This is a genomic window from Enemella evansiae, from assembly GCF_002250705.1.
Taxonomy (GTDB): domain Bacteria; phylum Actinomycetota; class Actinomycetes; order Propionibacteriales; family Propionibacteriaceae; genus Enemella; species Enemella evansiae.
Genome location: NZ_NMVP01000036.1, coordinates 1 through 15,067, shown reverse-complemented (window position 1 = coordinate 15,067; position 15,067 = coordinate 1). Strand labels below are relative to the sequence as shown.

Annotated in this window: 15 protein-coding genes; 8 read left to right on the top strand and 7 right to left on the bottom strand. The window is 68.7% G+C overall.

The features are described 5' to 3' along the window. Positions 1 to 16: 16 nt before the first annotated feature. A complete protein-coding gene (locus BI335_RS22520; protein ID WP_411266764.1) occupies positions 17 to 295 on the bottom strand; it encodes an endonuclease domain-containing protein in 279 nt (92 codons plus the stop codon). A 374-nt stretch (positions 296 to 669) separates the two neighbouring features. Here BI335_RS22520 and BI335_RS18150 point away from each other — a divergent pair, with 374 nt between their 5' ends. From BI335_RS18150 to BI335_RS18140, 3 genes are read left to right on the top strand one after another with little or no spacing between them, the layout of a single operon-like run. Beyond that, a complete protein-coding gene (locus tag BI335_RS18150) occupies positions 670 to 1,077 on the top strand; it encodes an NADH-quinone oxidoreductase subunit B (protein ID WP_094427312.1) in 408 nt (135 codons plus the stop codon). Continuing rightward, complete coding sequence (locus BI335_RS18145) at positions 1,070 to 1,630, top strand: NADH-quinone oxidoreductase subunit C (protein WP_166646823.1); 561 nt, start codon at positions 1,070 to 1,072, stop codon at positions 1,628 to 1,630. The genes BI335_RS18150 and BI335_RS18145 overlap by 8 nt, the downstream gene beginning before the upstream one ends. Next, entirely contained in the window at positions 1,627 to 1,971 is a 345-nt protein-coding gene (locus tag BI335_RS18140; RefSeq protein ID WP_094359570.1) for a 4Fe-4S binding protein, read from the top strand. The genes BI335_RS18145 and BI335_RS18140 overlap by 4 nt, the downstream gene beginning before the upstream one ends. 3 nt (positions 1,972 to 1,974) lie before the next feature. Here the strand turns inward: BI335_RS18140 and BI335_RS18135 are convergent, their stop codons facing one another. Both BI335_RS18135 and BI335_RS18130 read right to left on the bottom strand, forming a co-directional pair. Beyond that, complete coding sequence (locus BI335_RS18135; RefSeq protein WP_094405529.1) at positions 1,975 to 3,546, bottom strand: alpha-amylase family glycosyl hydrolase; 1,572 nt, start codon at positions 3,544 to 3,546, stop codon at positions 1,975 to 1,977. Between the two features lie 4 nt (positions 3,547 to 3,550). Beyond that, positions 3,551 to 4,780, bottom strand: coding sequence for an MFS transporter (locus BI335_RS18130; RefSeq protein WP_094405530.1), 1,230 nt, complete (start codon positions 4,778 to 4,780; stop codon positions 3,551 to 3,553). Positions 4,781 to 4,895: 115 nt separating this feature from the next. Here BI335_RS18130 and mptB point away from each other — a divergent pair, with 115 nt between their 5' ends. Both mptB and BI335_RS18120 read left to right on the top strand, forming a co-directional pair. After that, positions 4,896 to 6,470, top strand: a complete 1,575-nt coding sequence (mptB, locus tag BI335_RS18125; RefSeq protein ID WP_133626298.1) for a polyprenol phosphomannose-dependent alpha 1,6 mannosyltransferase MptB — start codon at positions 4,896 to 4,898, stop codon at positions 6,468 to 6,470. A 141-nt stretch (positions 6,471 to 6,611) separates the two neighbouring features. Further along, positions 6,612 to 7,409 (top strand): SDR family NAD(P)-dependent oxidoreductase, encoded by a 798-nt coding sequence (locus BI335_RS18120; protein WP_229119684.1) that lies wholly within the window; start codon positions 6,612 to 6,614, stop codon positions 7,407 to 7,409. A 99-nt stretch (positions 7,410 to 7,508) separates the two neighbouring features. On the opposite strand, the gene BI335_RS18115 is transcribed toward BI335_RS18120, so the two are convergent. Next, positions 7,509 to 7,838, bottom strand: a complete 330-nt coding sequence (locus BI335_RS18115; RefSeq protein WP_094359580.1) for a TFIIB-type zinc ribbon-containing protein — start codon at positions 7,836 to 7,838, stop codon at positions 7,509 to 7,511. A gap of 47 nt (positions 7,839 to 7,885) precedes the next feature. Here BI335_RS18115 and BI335_RS18110 point away from each other — a divergent pair, with 47 nt between their 5' ends. Both BI335_RS18110 and BI335_RS18105 read left to right on the top strand, forming a co-directional pair. After that, positions 7,886 to 8,545, top strand: a complete 660-nt coding sequence (locus BI335_RS18110) for a TetR/AcrR family transcriptional regulator (protein ID WP_094432705.1) — start codon at positions 7,886 to 7,888, stop codon at positions 8,543 to 8,545. A 36-nt stretch (positions 8,546 to 8,581) separates the two neighbouring features. Then, positions 8,582 to 9,463, top strand: coding sequence for an alpha/beta fold hydrolase (locus BI335_RS18105; protein ID WP_094432703.1), 882 nt, complete (start codon positions 8,582 to 8,584; stop codon positions 9,461 to 9,463). Positions 9,464 to 9,472: 9 nt separating this feature from the next. On the opposite strand, the gene arr is transcribed toward BI335_RS18105, so the two are convergent. From arr to BI335_RS18090, 3 genes are read right to left on the bottom strand one after another with little or no spacing between them, the layout of a single operon-like run. After that, entirely contained in the window at positions 9,473 to 9,898 is a 426-nt protein-coding gene (arr, locus tag BI335_RS18100; RefSeq protein ID WP_172421950.1) for an NAD(+)--rifampin ADP-ribosyltransferase, read from the bottom strand. After that, positions 9,898 to 10,923, bottom strand: coding sequence for an enoyl-CoA hydratase/isomerase family protein (locus BI335_RS18095; protein WP_094432701.1), 1,026 nt, complete (start codon positions 10,921 to 10,923; stop codon positions 9,898 to 9,900). Before BI335_RS18095 ends, arr begins: the two co-directional genes overlap by 1 nt. A gap of 17 nt (positions 10,924 to 10,940) precedes the next feature. Beyond that, positions 10,941 to 14,162, bottom strand: coding sequence for a DEAD/DEAH box helicase (locus BI335_RS18090; protein WP_094432699.1), 3,222 nt, complete (start codon positions 14,160 to 14,162; stop codon positions 10,941 to 10,943). A gap of 605 nt (positions 14,163 to 14,767) precedes the next feature. On the opposite strand from BI335_RS18090, the gene BI335_RS18085 reads away from it, so the two are divergent. Further along, the coding region (locus BI335_RS18085; protein ID WP_144009081.1) for an IS110 family transposase at positions 14,768 to 15,067 on the top strand (300 nt) is incomplete at its 3' end.

Below are 15,067 nucleotides of genomic sequence, written 5' to 3'. Positions count from 1 at the left end.
CCGGTGGCGTCGCGCTTCACCGTTGAGCGATGGCGCGCAGGACGGTCTCGACGAAACGGTCCGGATGGTCGGTGATCATCCGCCAGGTGAACTCGAGGATGAGCCAACCCGCCAGGTGTACCGCGTTGCGGCGCCGGTGATCGTTCTCGAAGACCTCCCGCCGGCCATGGCGTTCGAAGCCGTTGAGTTCGATACCGAGCCGCAGCTCGGGGAGCGCGACGTCGAGGAAGAAGGTCTCGCCATCGATCCGGATCGCATGCTTGGTCTGAAAGGTGAGGCCGGCATCGCGGAGCAGGCAGTGGGCCTTCCGCTCCGCCTCGGACCAGGGGCGGCTTCTGATCCGCCCAGCCGGTGAGCATCGCGGCCGATCGCCCGATCAGGACCGCGTCCGGCAGGTAGTGGACGAGCGCCAGAGCTCGAACGGCCGGGTCATCGGCGACCGCGGCCGACACGAAGCAACCGGGCAGCACCCGCACGAGTTCGCCGCGGGACGCCAGCCAGCGCACGGCGCTGCGCAACGGGGTCGCCCTGTGGACAACAGCTGATCTCCACTCTCGAATCGCGACGCGGGCCGCTGGGCCGCATGGTCTCGTCGGGGCCTGAGAACGAGAGTGGACATCAGTTGTTCGACCGCGGGGTAAGTCGGCGTTACGCCGTAGGCTTCGGGCCATGCGCTGCTTCGACTGGTACGGCGACCGATCCCTGATGGTGGTCGACATCGCGCTGGCCTGCTGCACGCTGGAGTTCGAGGCCGCTGGGGCGTACCGGGTGGAGAGCGCGGACCTGCGGCCCGAGGATCCGGTCGCGGTCATCGTCTCCGGCACGGTGACCGATGCGGTGCTGCCGATCATCCAGGAGATCCTCGGGCGGACGCCCGGGGCGAAGGTCGTCTCCTTCGGTGCCTGCGCCAGTTCCGGTGGCCCCTACTGGGATTCCTATGCGGTCACCAAGGGCATCTCGCAGTTCGTCGAGGTGGATGTCTTCGTCCCCGGCTGCCCGCCCCCGCCGCAGGCCATCCGCGACGCGCTCGACTCGTTGCGCGCGCCGGCCGGCCAGGGGGTGCCGGTCGATGGCTGAGGTCGAGGTGCGCCCGGTGCCGCCGGGTGAGTGGGTGAGCGCCGCCCGGGCCGCGGCCGCGACGGGATACGCCTTCTTCGACTGGCTGGACTGCGTCGACGAGATCGGCCGGGCCCAGGAGTTCCGGATCGTGCTGCAGCTGCTGGATCGCGGCTCGGGGGCCTCGCTCCGGCTGGAGACCCGGGTGCCGCGCGACGAACCGGTGCTGGGCAGCCTGACCGAGGTGTTCGGCGGGGCCGCCTGGGCCGAACGGGAACTGGCCGACCTGTTCGGGGTCCGGTTCACCGGCGGCGATCCGACCTCGCTGCTCATCGAACCGCGCTACGGCGGACATCCGCTGCGCAAGGACGAGGTCCTCGGGGCACGGGCGGCGGCGAGCTGGCCCGGTGCCAAGGAGCCCGGTGAGACCGGTGCCGCCAGCCGGCGCCGGATGGTGCCCCCGGGCGTACCCGATCCCGAGGTGTGGGGTGACCGCGACCCCGCCGCCCCGCCGCCGACGCCCGACGAGATCGCCGTCAGCGCCCAGGGCGGCCGGGTCCGGAGGCGTCGATGAGCGCGGCCGAGGATCAGGGGCGTACCCACGGCAAGATCCGGCTGATCGAGGAGAACTGCACCTCCTGCATGATCTGTGCCCGGGAGTGCCCGGCCTGGTGCATCCACATCGACTCGCACACCGAGGTCGACCCGAACGCCCCCGCCCAGCTCACCGGCCGCGGGATGCGGGAGCGCACCCACAACGTGCTGGACCGCTTCGTCATCGACTGGTCGCTGTGCATGTACTGCGGGATCTGCGTGGAGGAGTGCCCCTTCGACGCGCTGGAGTGGAACGGCGCGCACGTGCCGCCGGCCGACGACCTCGCCGCGCTCGCGCACGGCATCGACGAGCTCCGCTGACCCCTATCGGTTGGCGCGGGGGAGCTCGGCCAGCCAGCGGACCTGGTAGGGATCCATCCGCACCGTGCGCTCCTCGGGATGACCGGAGATCAGATCCCGCAGCCCGGCGCCCGGGGCGAACCACGGTGCCGAATGCAGCCCGATCGAGTAGGCCCGGGCGGACAGATTCGCGAGCACCAGGACGGTGCCGCGGGGACTCTCCCGCAGCACGCCGAGGACGTGGTTGTTGCCGACCTCGACCACCCGGCTGCCGGCCTGGGCGTGCAGCTGGGGTGTCCGTCTCCGGGCCTCGACCAGATTCGCCAGGCCGGAGAAGATCCGGCACTCCGCGGTGGTCGGATCGAACCGCCGGGCGGCCGCGGCCCAGTCCAGCGGCGGGCGGTGCAGCCAGTGCCCGTCCGCGGCCAGCGCCGGATCGGCGAGATAGGAGCGGTCGTTGAACTGGCCCAGTTCGTCACCGGAGTTGATCATCGGCAGCCCGCCGAGCGACATCGTGAGCGCGTGCAGCAGCAGGATCCGGCGGATGGCCAGGTCGGTCTCGGACTGCCGATCGGCGCCACTCAGGGACCGGGCCCGTTCCAGCCCGGCCAGCGACGCGAGGGTGCCGGCGATCCGCCGGTCACCGGTCTCGGGGTCACGGCCGGACACCTCGCCGCTCGCGAACGAACCGGGGAACTCCCCGGAATAGAAGTCGGCCAGGAACGAGCGATGCGCGGCACCGTCGAGCCCCAGCGCTGCGGCTTGATCGTTGCTGATGTCGAAGTCGAGATCCGCCGGGGAGCGGGCCGCGAGCACCCAGGAGGCGTTCGGTGGAATCGCCGGGACCGCGTTCAGCACCAGGCGGGTGAGCCGGACGTCCTGTTCGGCGAGGGCGCTCCACAACATGGTCGGGACGGTGGGCTGGTACGCCAGCTGGCATTCCGCACCGGTGGCGATGCCACGACCGAACCAGTCGACCGGTGATCCCGGGTTCGGGGTCGCGCCGGCCAGCAGCAGCACACCGGGGGCGACGATGCCGAGCAAGGCCCGACAGGCGATCAGCAGGATATGCACCTCGGGGACCTTCCCCGGGTCGATCCGGATCACCTCGACTCCGGCATTCGCCAGTGCGAAGACTTCATCGAAGAGCCGGTCGAAGGAGTCCGGTTCGATCGGCCCGGCATCCACCCCGAGCGCGATCCCGCGACCACGCAGCGCCTCGCCCAACCCCCGCAGATCGGCCGGCTCGAAGCGTTCGCCGGGCATCGGCAGCAGGTGCAGATGGTTGACGCCGAGCTGTTGCAGATAACCGATCCGCTCGACCACGCCACCCGGCGTACCGGCGAACCGGTCGGCGTAGGCGAGGTAGCCGACCATCTCGCTGCGCTGGTACCAGTCCGGGGTGACCAGCCGGCGTTCGTCGAGTGCCCGCAGCTCGGCCGGCCGGTCGGCGTACGCCTGCGCGCAGCTCGCCGCGATCCGCTCCAGTTCGGTATCGGTCTCCGGCCGCTGACCGATCAGCCCACGCAGCGCGCCGAGCGCCTGGGGCCACAGCGCGTCGCGGCGTGCGGTGAACGTGGCGTCGGCGGTCGGCATGGGGTCATCCTTCCACCCCCTCGACCCGCTCGATGCGCGCGCGGCGGGCCGAGGGCAGTCCGATGACGTGTTGGAAGCAGAGCAGCCAGACCGCGCCGAACAGCGGCGCGGCGGCCAGTGCCCAGACCGCCGCGGACAGGCTGGCGGCCGCGACCACCGCGGTGACCAGGCCGGGTCCGGCGAAGGCGCCGGCCTGGGTGAGCGTCGTCCAGTAGTCGAGGAAGCCGGCCCGGCCGACCGGTGGACTGAGGTCGGCGCCCAGGGTCATGTTGATCCCCGAGCCCAGGCCGTTGCCGATCGAGAGGATCACCAGCCCGACCACGAACACCCAGACCGTCGGCGCCAGCGGCACGATCGCGAACCCGACCCCGAGCAGCAGCAGACAGGTGACCAGCACACTGGTCCGGCCCATCCGGTCCTTGAGGATGCCACCGGGCACGATCAGCAGCAGTTCGATCGCCGAGCCGAGCGCGACCAGCAGCGAGATCGCACTGGGGGAGAGCTGGAGCTGATCACCCCACAGCGGCACCACGACGTTCTTGCCCTGCCGTGCCATCGACAGCGTCACCATGCTCACCCCCGCCAGTGCGACCGCCTTCCAGCGCACGTCCAGCTTCGGCGGCCTCCGGCCCCGTTCGGCGTACGCCGGACGCGCGGGTCGCGCGGTGGGGGCGCCGAAGCGGGAGCGCCAGATCAGCACCGTCGCGGCGAGCGCGGCGACGATGTGCAGCACGAACACCGACTGCAGCGGCAACCGGAGCAGCAGCAGCGCGCCGAGCGCCGGTCCGACGAGCTGGCCGGCGCGGGCCGCGCCGCCCAGGCTGGTCATCGCCATCGCGATCCGCTGCGGCGGTACGGTCTCGGCGACCAGCGCCTGCCGGGCCAGCGACCAGACCACCTCGGTGGCGCCGATCAACACGATCGCACCGGTGAACAGCCAGACCCCGTTGCCCGGCCGCAGGGTGAGCACCAGCACCGCGACCGTCGTCAACACCGCCACCAGCACCGTCGCCAGGCCCATCGCGTTCCGGTCGCCGAGGCGGTCGACGAGTCGACCGGCGGGGATCGAGGCGATGATCGCGGCCACCCCCATCGCGGTGACGATGCCGCCGGCGAGCGCATGGCCGGCGCCCAGCGAGAGTGCGGCCAGCACCACGACCGGGGTGAGTGCCCCGGAACCCACCTGGTAGAGGAAGGCGGGGGCGAGTACCGGCCAGAAGATCTGCTTGATCATGCGGTCACCCCCACCCGGACAACCTATCTCGATATCAAGATAACTGCGTGGCGGCCCGGGGTGACTACGCTGTCGTACGGGCCCGAACCGTGAACGAGGTGTGGAGGAGGTGGCCATGGCGCTCACCGTGCGCGAAGCGGCCACCCGATTCGACCGGTTCCAGCGGGCGGCCACCGAGCTGCTGATCCAGGCCTTCGCCGTCCCCGCGGTCCGCCGCGGCATGGTCGGTACGGCGTTGATCTCCCTCGGCGGGCTGAGTCCGGCGTTCCTGCCCGACAACAGCCCGTGGTGGAAGGTGCTCGGCCTGTTCCGCCAGTACGCCTGGCTCTGGCCCGGGATCGGCACGGTGGCCGCGCTCACCGGCGTACTGCTGGTGATGGACGCCTGGCTGAAACTGCGGCCCCGCTCCGGTGCGCCGAAGGTCGACTTCCTGGCGGTGCTGGGGTTGTGGTCGCTGCCGATGCTGCTCGCGCCGCCGATCTTCAGCCACGACTCGTACGCCTATGCGGCCGAGGGCTACATGCTGCACACCGGGCTCAATCCCTATGAGATGGGTGCGGGGATGCTGCAGAACCGGTGGGGTGAGCAGGTCGTCGAGACCTGGCGCTTCACCCGCGCGCCCTATGGTCCGCTCAGCCTGCAGCTCTCCCATCTGGTGGTGGATGCCTCCGGCCTGTCGCCCTACTGGTCCTCGGCGCTGGGGATGCGGCTGCTCGCGATCGCCGGCATCCTCGCGGCGGCGCTCACCGTGCCGTCGCTGGCCCGCCGGCTCGGGGTGGATCCGCGGTCGGCGCTCTGGTTCGGGTTGGTCAACCCGCTGGTGATCGCGCACCTGGTCGGCGGTGCGCACAACGATGCGGTGATGATCGGTTTCGTCGCGCTGGCGTTGCATGCAGCGGTACGCCGACGCTTCCTGCTCGGCTGTGTGCTGGTCGCGGCCGCCGGGGCGATCAAGATCCCCGGCATCCTGGCGATCGTGCCGGTGGCGCTGTTCGCCTGGCCGGTGCTGCGGCCGGCCTCCGGTTGGTGGCTGCGGCTCTGGCAGGCGGCCTGGCGGGTCGCGGTGGGCACCCTGGTGATGGTGCTGGCGTTCACCCTGATCACCCTGGCCAGCATGCCGAACGGGCAGGGCTGGGGCTGGCTGCTGGCGATCAACGTGCCCGGCATGGTCTCCACCCCCTCCCCGCCGACGATGATCGGCGACCTGGCCCGGTTGGCGCTCAATGCCATGGGTGAGCACGTCGCGGCGCTCGGGGCGGTCCGGGTCGCGCGGCAGATCGGCATGGTGCTGATGGTGCTCACGATCCTCTACCTGCTGGTGAAACAGGGTCCGAAGCAGCCGATGAAGTTCCTGGTCCTCGGCTGGGTGGCGCTGATCCTCGGCAGCCCCGCGCTGCACCCCTGGTATTTCACCTGGCCCGCCACCTGGTTCGCGTTCGTCCGCCCCTCGCTGCGGCTGGTACGGATCGCGAGCTGGGGGTCGATCGCCCTGCTCAGCTATTCCTCGGTGAGCTTCTCCTGGCGCAATGACGCCCTGGCCCTCGGTATCGCGGCGGCCGCGGTGATCGCCTGGGTGATCCTCAGCCATGACCGCCGGCACTTCGTCGAACGCGCCGACGGCGCCACCGCACCGCCGGGGCGTACCAGGGCCGAACCGGAACGGGAGAAGGTCGGCGCCGTCGACGACTGAGTCCTACGCTCATCGAGTAGGCGGCCATGCGGAGCAATGGCGCCGTGTCGACTCCTACGCTCATCGAGTAGGCGGCCATGTGGAGCGAAGCGGAGCAATGGCGCCGTGTCGAGATGAGAACCCCCACCGAAAGGACCACCGATGATCGAGATCGACCTGAGCGGCAGGACCGCCCTGGTGACCGGATCCACCCAGGGGATCGGGCTGGCCATCGCCCGCGGACTGGCACGTGCCGGCGCGCGGGTGGCGGTCAACGGCCGGTCGGCGGAGAAGGTGACCGCGGCGATCGATGAGGTACGCGCGGAGGTGCCCGGGGCGGAACTGATCGCCGCACCCGGTGATGTCACCGACGAACAGGGGACGGCCGAGGTGCTGGCCGCGGCCGGTGCGGTCGACGTGCTGGTCAACAACCTCGGCATCTTCGAGGCCAGGGAACCGCTGGAGATCGACGACGCGGAGTGGCGGCGGTTCTTCGAGGTGAACGTGCTCGCCGCCACCCGGTTGATCCGGGCGACGCTGCCGGGCATGACCGAACGGCGCTGGGGCCGGATTCTCAACATCGCCAGCGATTCCGCGATCGTGATCCCCGCGGAGATGATCCACTACGGGATGTCCAAGACCGCGCTGCTCGCGGTGTCCCGCGGTTTCGCGAAGGCCGCGGCCGGCACCGGGGTGACCGTCAACTCGGTGATCGCCGGGCCGACCCACACCGCCGGCGTCGAGGATTTCGTGTACCAGTTGGTGGATCGGGAGCTGCCCTGGGAGCAGGCCCAGGTGGAGTTCATGCGTACCCATCGCCCGCAGTCGCTGATCCAGCGGCTGATCGAACCCGAGGAGATCGCCAACCTGGTGGTCTATCTGAGCTCACCGCTCGCCTCGGCCACCACCGGCGGCGCGGTCCGCGTCGACGGCGGTTACGTGGACTCGATCCTGCCCTGATCCAGCGTTGGCTGAGCGAGGTCCCCACGTTGGCTGAGCGAGCGAGGAACGAGGTTCCTCCGTTGGCTGAGCGAGCGCCAGCGAGTCGAAGCCACCCGCTCAGTCGAAAAGCCCACGCAGGAAGCTCTGCCCGCGGTTCTGTTTCCCGCCGTGCTTGCCGTATCCGCCCCGGTTGCCATAGCCGTAGCGGTTCGGCGAACCGGGTGAACCGGGGGAGTCGGCCGACCCCCAGCCACCGCGACCGCGCGGCATCGCCGGACCGCGGCCATACCCGCCCTGCTGGTAGTACTGCGTCTCGGCCTGGGTGAGCCGTTCGAGTTCCCCGGCGTCGAGGAAGATGCCGCGGCATCCGGTGCACTGGTCGACGACGACCCCGTTGCGTTCGTACTGGCGCATCGGTGCGCCGCACTTCGGACAGATGAGTTCCATTCGCCGAATCTACTCCAGAGCGGGACCGGTCTGTTAGAGTACGAAACGTGCCGTTTCGTAATGATGATTCCAGTACGCCGACCGCGCGCGCCGGGAGACCCCGGGATGCCGGCCGGGAACGCGAGATCCTGGTTGCGGTCCTGGCACTGCTCGCCGAGGTGGGTTACGACGCCCTGACCTTCGAGGAGGTCGCCCGGCGGGCGCGGGCGTCCAAGGCGACCCTCTATCGCCGCTGGGAGACCAAGCGCGAGATGGTGGTCGCAGCGGTCAAGGCGGGGCCGGTCGCCGACGCCGCCGCCCGACCGAGCGACCTGATCGACACCGGATCGCTGCGCGGTGACCTGATCGCGCTGTGCACCCGCCTGGACACCACGATGCGCGCCGCCGACGGGGCGATGAGCCTGATGCTGCTGCAGGCCGGACTCGACGATCCCGAGCTGTGCCGCCACATCGAGGAGAGCACGGGCCCGACCGGGGCCAAACTCCCCGCGGCGGTGCTGCGGGCCGCGATCGACCGCGGTGAGCTGCCGGTGGACACCGACCCGTTCGCCTATGAGGAGGTGGCCGGGTCGGTGCTGCTGCTCCGCCGGCTCAACGGGTTGCCCACCGATGCGGACTATCTCGCCCACCTGGTCGACACCATCCTGATCCCGGCGCTGCGCACCGGCGCCGGCAGCGAACCACCGGCGCGCGCGATCTTCTCCTGAACGCCCGCAATCCCAACCCCCATTGAAAGGCGGACCATGCCCACCTTGACCATCGACGGTTTCGAACAGCATCGGCTTCCCGGTGCCGACGGGATCAGCCTCGACGTCGCCGTCGGCGGCAGCGGGCCGGCGCTCGTGCTGCTCCACGGTTTCCCGCAGACCAAGCTGATGTGGCGTACCGTCGCCCGGCAGCTCGCCGACCGGTACCGGGTGATCGTGCCCGACCTGCGCGGCTACGGTGCCAGCGACAAGCCGGAGGCGGCCGCCCCCGACGCCTACTCCAAGCGCACGATGGCCCGCGACATCGTCGCCGCCGCGGCCGCCCTGGGTGCCGACCGGTTCGCGCTGATCGGCCACGATCGCGGCGCGCTGGTCGGCGTACGGGCTGCCCTCGATCATCCGGAAACCGTTACCCACCTCGGAATCCTGGACGTGCTGCCGACGATGGACACCTGGGACGTGCTGCACGGGGTCGACGCGACAGTGGCCTGGCACCTCTATCTGATGGCGCAGCCACCGGGGTTGCCGGAGCGGATGATCACCGCGGTCGCCGAGGACTTCTTCGCCTCCTTCCTGAACGCCTGGGATCCGAGCGGGACGACCTTCCCGCCCGAGGTACGCCGCCACTACATCGACAGTTCCGCGGCCGCGGTGCCGTCGATCGTCGCGGACTACCGGGCGACCGCGACCATCGATCTGGCGCAGGACCGGGCCGATCGTGCCGCTGGCCGGCAGCTCGCGATGCCGGTCGGCGTGCTGTCCCAGGACTGGGGAGCGCAGCTCGGGTTCGACGCGCTGAGTCTGTGGCAGGCCTGGGCGCCCGGGGCGACCTATCAACCGATCGCGGCCGGCCATTTCATGGCCGAGGAGCAGCCGGATCAGGTGGCGGCTTTCATCGACGAGCTGGTGCGGCGCTGAGCCGGCACCTCAGTCGAGGATCACGTTCTCCCCGGCGTCCTCGAGGGCCTGCAGGCCGTCCCGCATCGCCTGGATCTGGTCCGCGCTGTGTCCCGCCCAGTCGTCCAGTTCGCGGATCACGCGGACCGGTTCGGTGCTGCGGAAGGAGCGGGTCGGATTGCCCGGAAATCGTTTGTCGGTGACGTTCGGGTCGTCGTGGTACGCCCCGGTCGGTTCGACGACGTAGATCCGCCCGGGCCCGTCGCCGCGGGCCAGCTCGGCGCCCCAGACCGCCGAATCGAGGGTTTCGGTGAAATAGACGTGGTGCAGTTTCCGGCCGGTCTCGAAATTCGATTCGTGCCCGGGCGCCAGCAGGTCACCGGGTGCGAACTCGGTCCTGGTGCCGTGCAGGAAGACACCGGGCTGGAAGACCTCGAACGGAACGGGTTGGTGCATCAGAACAGGGCCGCGACCTCGTCGGCGTCGACCTTCGCCAGCGACTTGTGCCGCCACTTCGGCTTGTCGCCGCGGTCGACGAGCTGGGCGCGTACTCCCTCGCTGAAATCCGGATCGCCGGCGAAATGCGTTGCCAGCTTGAGATCCTGGGCGAGCACCTCGGGCAGCGACAGGTCCGCCGCCCGGCGCAGCGCGGCCAGCGTGACCGCGACCGAGAACGGCGAGCGGGCCTCGATCTGCTCGGCCGCCTGCTGCGCCGCCGGATCGGAGTGCTTCTGCAGCCGCTTCAGGATCGCGGCCGCGTCGTCCCCGGTGAAGGATTCGGCGATCCAGGCGGCGCCGAAGGATTCCGGTTCGGGGTTCGGCGGGAACGGCGGCAGCACGCCCCCCGCGGCCACCGCCGCCAGGTGGGCGTCGATGTCGTCCTGGGCGATCAGGTGGTCCGCCAGGCCGGCGGCCAACGTGTCACCGGGGCCGATGGTGCTGCCGGTCAGCGCCAGGAAGGTGCCGAACTCATCCGGTACGCGGGCCAGCGAGTGCAGCACACCGACATCGGGGAAGAAGCCGATGATGGTCTCCGGCATCGCCACCTTGGTCCGCTCGGTGACCAGCCGGATGCTGCCGTGGGTGGACACCCCCATGCCGCCGCCCATCACGATGCCGTCCATGATCGCGATGTAGGGCTTGGGGTATTCGGCGATCAACTGGTTGAGCCGGTACTCCGCCTCCCAGAATTCGACGGGCGCGGTGGACTTCGGATCATCCACCAGGGCCTGCCGCAGCGCCTTCACATCCCCACCGGCGCAGAGCCCGCGCTCCCCGGCGCCCTGGATCGACACCGCCTTGATCGCCGGGTCCTCGGCCCAGCGCTCCAGCTGGTCCAGCATCGCGACGCACATCTCGGCGGTCAGCGAGTTGATCGCCTTCGGGCGGTTCAGCAGCATCCGGCCCAGGTTGCCATCGTGGGCGAAGAGCACCTGCTCGCTGCCGGTACGCCCCGGCGCGTAGTCGATCTCGTGATCCATGCCGCTGAGTCTGCCAGTCAGCTTCGGGGACGAACAGGCAGGGCTGCGCCAAGCTGACGGAAGTAGTTGTGCCGGGTCCATGATTCATGATCGCCGATCACATAGAGCCGACGCTGCGCCCTGCTGGCGGCAACGTTGACGAGGTTCACCGTCGACGCAGCCCACGCCTTGGCGCCCGGACTGTCGGGGTCACCACCGAGGACGAGAAACACGACCGGTGCCTCCCGTCCCTGCGCGGTGTGAATGGTGCCTGCACGTAGACCCGGATACTCGGACTTCAGAGATGCCAGGCGATCCGCGACTGCCCGGAAGGGTGAGATAGCAATAACCTGGGACGGATCGACGTCGTGATCTCGCAGGTAGTCGAGGCCGCGCTGCAGGCGCTCGATCTGATTCTCTTGAAGATGGGTGCCGGATGTCTCCGCAGCGCTGTCAGCCCAGTAACTGGCGGCGAGCGATTCGGGGCGATCGAGAGCGAACCGATCCAGCTCGTTCGGGTCGACAGCCGGTCGCTGGACGCCGTTCACCATGATGTTGTTGTAGGCGATCTTGTTGCAGAGCGTGAACATCGGGTCATCGCAGCGACGGTGAACCTTCAGCGGGGCGCTCACCCACACAGGGTCCTCGCCCTGCTCAAGATAGGTCCCGTACGGAGCAATACGATCGGCCAGTGTCTGAACCGAGGCCAGTGGGGGGAGCCAAGTCGAGGAGATCCGGTACGCCGCTGCGATGTCGCGTTCGACCTTCTGGGGGATCGTCACCACCGGCTGCAACTGAAGTGGGTCACCCACCACGACGCACCGTTTGGCGCGCCATATCGCGCCGACGGCGTACTGTGGAGGCGCTTGTCCGGCTTCGTCGATCAACAACCAGCCGATCGTTTCGGGCCCCAGTTGGCCGAACATCCGGCCGACCGACGCGAAGGTGGTCGAGACGAGTGGAACCACCAGGAAGAAGAGCTGCCAGGCGGCTCTCAGCGCCTCGGGTGCCAGATTGTGCGGATAGCGCCCAGCAACCACCTCGATCGCTCCACGCAGACCATTGAGCATGTCCTTTGCGGCGCTGGCGAAGAAATCTTGGTGGAGTTGAAGCGCGGCCAGGAAGAGATCTGACCGTGCGGCGTCCAGCTCCGGGTCGAGCCATGGGGCATGAAGCTCGCGTCGGTCACCGACCCAGCTCTCGTCGGGATAGCCGGCAGCCAACCGCTGCCGGTCTGCTGCGCACGTGCTTCTCAGCTCGGACAACGAAATTCGGGTCCGGGACAGCTCATCATCCAGTCGGTGTGCTGAGCCCGCTAGTTGGTGCACGCGTTCCCGCAGGCCTGTCCCGTACGTCGCGATCTCGAGTTGCGTCCGCTCGGCCACAGCGAGTTCGTCGGCCAGGGGAGTCAGTCTCTGACGCCACTCACGGTTGGCTCGCCCCAGTGTGAAGATCGCTTCCAGCACACCGGGTTTGGCAGCCAACTCACGATCGTATCTGCCCAGGGCCTCGTGACGTCTGGTGAGCGCGTCGGCCTCAATCAGCTGGTGGTAGTTGACATCCGATTTCGCTTGTTGCAGATCGCGGTGCGCAGTGCCCAGTTCCGCCGCGAGCTGATGCTCTCTGAGTAGGCACTTCGGGAGCGCGCTGAGGCGGTCGGCAGCTTCTCGACGCTCGGCGACCAGGGCTGCTACGCGTCTCTCGGCGCGTGAGAATTCGGCCTTCGCCTGATCCCAGGTCTTGTGGGGATGTGAGTCGTGGAGCTGCTGGTTCAACCAGGACTGCATTCGCTGACTGCCCGCGTCTGCTGTCTCACCAGTCGAGGGGCCGGCGTTGTCGAACCAGAACGACGACCGGAAGGATGCCCGGTTGAGCTTGTTTCCCAGTTTCGCGGCGACGAGGCCCCACGCCTCAGGCGACGGCACGGACTCTTCGGTGTCGTCCCTGGGGGCCTCCTTCAGTATCCCGGTGGCGATGCTGGCGAAGTAGTCAGCGCTCCCTCGCCAGTTCTGGTGGATCGCATGTTCGGAGGGGATCTCTGCGGTGACGTTCTCGACCGCGGCGTTGTTGGCGGAGGCGACGACCATTTCGAAACCGGTCAGCTCCGGTTTGAGTTGACGAACGAACCGACCGTGACCGTCCGAGTCCCACTTGTGGGTGACGGAGGTGAACGCGTCCCGTGGGTCCTTCAAGCGGGATAGGTGACGAGCTCGTTCGACCACGTTGCCGGCCAAGATGTCGCGCAACATGGTGGTCTTTCCGGTACCCGGTGGCCCGTTCACACCCAGCATGCCGCTGGTCGGTGCCAGATCGTGGAGGGCTTGATTGACTGCGAACTGTTGGCTGAGCGCCAACGCGTGCTCAGGGTTCGATGGCCAGCGGCCATAGGGAGTCCGTCCTGGATTGGTGCCAGCGTCGACAACGTCGGGCCGCTCGATCACGTCGATCCGGAGCCTCATGTCGATGTCTGCATCGGCGGTCAGATATGCAGTCAACGCTGCCCCGATCGGCTGCCCGTCGCCGACAGCGTCGCGTGCCAGCGCGAGGTCGTCCAGGAAGAAGCTGTTCAAGAAGTCGTTGTCCGCACCGTCTTCCGATCTATCGGCGGAGACGGCTACGGACTGGATGATGACCCGGTTTGTCGCGAGAACGTCTTCGGAACTGATGCCGGCCGCGGTACGTGCGATCTGGACGAGTCTGAGAATGGATTCGGAGTCTTGGCGCGGAGGTTTCTCGGTCTCTGCCTCCTCGCGGCGAGCACCCTCGAGCTTGTCGACCGCCTCAATGAGCGCCGTCCCGGCTGCTGGGAATCCCTCGGCCCACCGCGGGTCGTGGTGCCCGGGATCGTCGATGCGGCCCACTGCCCAGAGAGCGGATGACAACACGGCAGATTGCGGGACATAACGCCCCTGATGGTCCACCAACAGCGCGGCGCATGCGCTCTGACCGCCGGGTCTCTCGTCGTAAGCATCGGGATCGACGGCGAACATCCGATGCAGCCGGTCATACGTGTCTTCCAGCGTGTACACGCCCAGGTAGACGGTGTGTCGCCACACTCTGCGGGTCTTGCCCCGCGGCGTAGGAGGTCGAAGGGCGTCCCAGGGCAGCGGATCCTCGGGCCGCCACTCGATGACTCGTGGATCCCGTGGCCCGGACGCTCGGGAGGTCGGCTTGGGCAACTTTTGAGGGCTGAACAGCTCCAGCATCCACCAGAACTGCAGGATCTGCTGCTTCTCAGCAGCGGCGCGGGGTGCCTGCATGGCCACAGTCTGTACCTCCGGGCGGCCACTCGCTGTTGTTCTCCGGAACTCGCCTCGCGGACAGGGGTCCGCGATCCTCTCGATGCACAATGCCGGTTATTCGGGCGCCGGGTGGCCGGGGGCCAGGCCTGATCGGGGATCACTCCACTTCGCGGCTTAACTCTCACTCCGCGGCTTGCATGCGGTCCGCAGAGTGACAGTTGAGCCGCAGAGTGGGGAACGGCCGGCAAGGGAAGAGGATGGCGCTGGGTGGGCTCTGCGGGAACCTGGCTTCGACTCGCTGGCGCTCGCTCAACCGGCGTGACAGCTCAGCTCGGGTCAGCTCATCTCGACACAGTGAGGATGGTGGTGGGGGTCCGGTGGCCTTGGGGATGATGTCTTTGGGGTCTGGGTTGTTCGTTTGACCGATCTCGACACTGGCGCTGTTGGTTGGGTGCCTTGAACGCGACTTGTCGACGGCCGGCCCGCCGGGCCCCTCTTTCGGTTTGGATGGCCAGACCGGGCGGGTGTGACTTGATAGGACCTTGATCGGTGTCTCATCACTGTGGTGTCCGCCCGGCCTGGGAGGTCATCCCTCGATCCAGTTGTAGAGGGAGACATCACCCATGATGACCACCAACCATGCCACGCCTCAAGACCCGACCCCGGTGGTGGCCGGGGTCGATACTCATCAACGCACCCATCACGCGGTCGTGCTCACCGAGACCGGGGTGTTGTTGGCTGATCGGGAGTTCCCGGTCTCCCGCGCGGGTTATGCCGCGTTGGTGGACTGGGTCGCCGGCCACGGACCGATCACCGCGATCGGGGTCGAGTCGACCGGTTCGTATGGGGCCGGGTTGACGGTGCATCTGCTGGCGGCCGGGATCGAGGTGATCGAGGTCAACCGGCCCGATAAGACCACCCGG